This is a genomic window from Acetatifactor sp. (assembly GCF_982438285.1).
In genome coordinates this window covers 1-2,059 of the sequence record NZ_CEWDFQ010000443.1, presented here as the reverse complement: position 1 = coordinate 2,059, position 2,059 = coordinate 1, and the positions used below count along the sequence as shown (strand labels likewise).

At 45.3% G+C, this 2,059-nt stretch carries 2 protein-coding genes, 1 tRNA gene and 1 pseudogene; 1 reads left to right on the top strand and 3 read right to left on the bottom strand.

Translation table 11 applies throughout. The features are described 5' to 3' along the window. Positions 1-298, top strand: a pseudogene (locus AC1WIP_RS15035) (hypothetical protein); the annotation flags it as partial. On the opposite strand, the gene AC1WIP_RS15030 reads toward AC1WIP_RS15035, so the two are convergent. The 3 genes from AC1WIP_RS15030 to AC1WIP_RS15020 form a co-directional block, all read right to left on the bottom strand. After that, positions 291-1,148 (bottom strand): formate/nitrite transporter family protein, encoded by an 858-nt coding sequence (locus AC1WIP_RS15030; RefSeq protein ID WP_481142591.1) that lies wholly within the window; start codon positions 1,146-1,148, stop codon positions 291-293. The pseudogene AC1WIP_RS15035 and the gene AC1WIP_RS15030 sit on opposite strands and share 8 nt — an antisense overlap. A gap of 333 nt (positions 1,149-1,481) precedes the next feature. Further along, positions 1,482-1,880 carry a hypothetical protein gene (locus AC1WIP_RS15025; RefSeq protein ID WP_481142590.1) on the bottom strand — a complete coding sequence of 133 codons (399 nt, stop codon included), beginning with the start codon at positions 1,878-1,880 and terminating at the stop codon, positions 1,482-1,484. A gap of 56 nt (positions 1,881-1,936) precedes the next feature. Further along, a tRNA-Trp gene (locus AC1WIP_RS15020) sits at positions 1,937-2,007 on the bottom strand. Positions 2,008-2,059: the final 52 nt, after the last annotated feature.

Below are 2,059 nucleotides of genomic sequence, written 5' to 3'. Positions count from 1 at the left end.
GAAAATGTTGGGGCGGGATTATACCAAGTGGTTTTTTTCCGGGGGCCGGGGCTCCCCCCGCCTCAACAAGATTGCAAGAAGGATATTGTTTACCTACTGTCCCTTCCCAGCAGATCTTATGAAAACAGTGAGCCAGAACCCGTTCTTTTCAGAGCTTATGAACCGCCACCGCATCACCACGGCCCAGCGGCTGCACCATGTGGACATGCTCATCAAAAAAATACAAAACGCCGGCTCCCCTGTCCCCGACACCCTGGTGCATGAGCGCCAGTTTATTGAAGGCACTGTCTCTAAATAGATCTGACTGTGGCTGCACCCCACTTTTTCTTGTATACAAGATAACAGGGCACACCCACAAAAAACATGCCTCCCAGCATATTCCCCAGGGTTACAGGCAGAAGATTATGTAAGCTGTTGAGAATTGTCAGACGCTGCAGCTCTTCCCCGGCAATCCCGTAAAGCTCCAGCGCTCTGGCAGCATACATTTCATTTCCCGCTGCCAGAATACCTATGGGGATATAAAACATATTGGCTACACAGTGCTCAAAGCCCCCGGCCACAAACGCCATAATGGGGAAAAAAATAGCCCACACCTTTCCGGTAATATCCTTTGCCGCTGTGGCCATCAATATGGCAATGCACACGAAAATATTGCAGAGAATGCCGGAGGCAATTCCCTTCACAGGTGTGATGGATACTTTTGCAAGGGCTGTCTTTATGGCAAAGGCCCCAAGCATCCCTTCTGTATAATCCAGATTTCCCGAAAGAAATACCAAAACATCTATGATAAGAGCGCCTATCAGGTTGCTGAAGTATACCACCCCCAGAGAGCATATGGCTCTTTTTAAGGAAACTCTTTTATCAATCACATCCAATACCACCAGGCAGTTACCCGTAAAAAGCTCTCCGCCCACAAAGACAATCATCATAAGCCCCACCGGGAAAATAGCTCCGGCCGCCATCCTTGACAATCCCACATTCTCAATTCCGTGCATGACGGTGCTGCTGGCGGCTCCGCCCATGGCGATAAAAGCTCCCGCCATCACTCCAAGAAGTATCATCCTTCCAAGAGGAAGCCTGGCCTTCTCTTCGCCAGCCTTCATATTTTTTTCAATCACCTCTGCCGGTTTATTCATTCTTGCTTCCATACTCTCTGTTTCCTTTATCCGTTGTTTGTTATTTATTTATCATTCTATTCCCCCGGCTATTCTACAATATCCCGAAGGACAAAATCAAGCTGTTTCAATCATATGCTTGTATTTTATTCCATACAAAATCCGCAAAAGTTTATATTTTTTTTATAATTTTAGGGGTAGACAAAATAGAATTTTTGCGCTATACTTAACTCATCTTGATAGAGATATCAAGACCTACTAATTAGTAGTGTAATTCCGGAAGAATTCCCCTTTTACACAATCGAAGCGTCCATAGGGAAACCTATGGGCGCTTTGATTGTGTAAAAATAAATTTTAGGCCAGAGCCTAAAATTTATCTACAAAGTCTGTGCCCGTCTCCCCTTTCATCTTCTCTATATAAGGAGCGGGATTTTCTTCCATCTGAAGCAGAATGTCTAAGGCTGTCAAGAAAAGCCGTTCCCGTCTATACCGATTCATCTCCAGGGGCCTGTCCATGTATGCCTTAAAATGGTCCACCTGCCATACCAAAACATCCGCCAGCGTATAGCCTTCTACCTGATACTTGCAGAGAAATTTTCCATAATCATGATAGTAGGCAAGCTCTTGTAAAACTCCGCTGGAATTTCTGATTCTGTTCCAAAGCTCTTTGGCATACTCCGGAGATTCTCCCGCTGCCTCGGCCAAAGTCCCCACATATTTTTCCAAAGTCTCCAATGCTTTTTCAAGCTGTTCCTTCTGTGTCATTTTATCTCCTTTTTCTTCCAAAATAAAAAATCCTTGATTTCACAAGGATTTTTCAGCAGGGGAAGAGGGAATCGAACCCCCGTTAACGGTTTTGGAGACCGCCGCACTACCGCTGTACTATTCCCCTAAAAACAGGTTCGCCAGTTAGCTTTGCTCACCAACGAAGCTTATTATAACAC

Excerpts from the sequence above, each read along its gene's own strand:
- AC1WIP_RS15030 (WP_481142591.1), bottom strand. The coding sequence starts at position 1,148 with ATGGAAGCAAGAATGAATAAACCGGCAGAGGTGATTGAAAAAAATATG.
- AC1WIP_RS15025 (WP_481142590.1), bottom strand. The coding sequence starts at position 1,880 with ATGACACAGAAGGAACAGCTTGAAAAAGCATTGGAGACTTTGGAAAAA.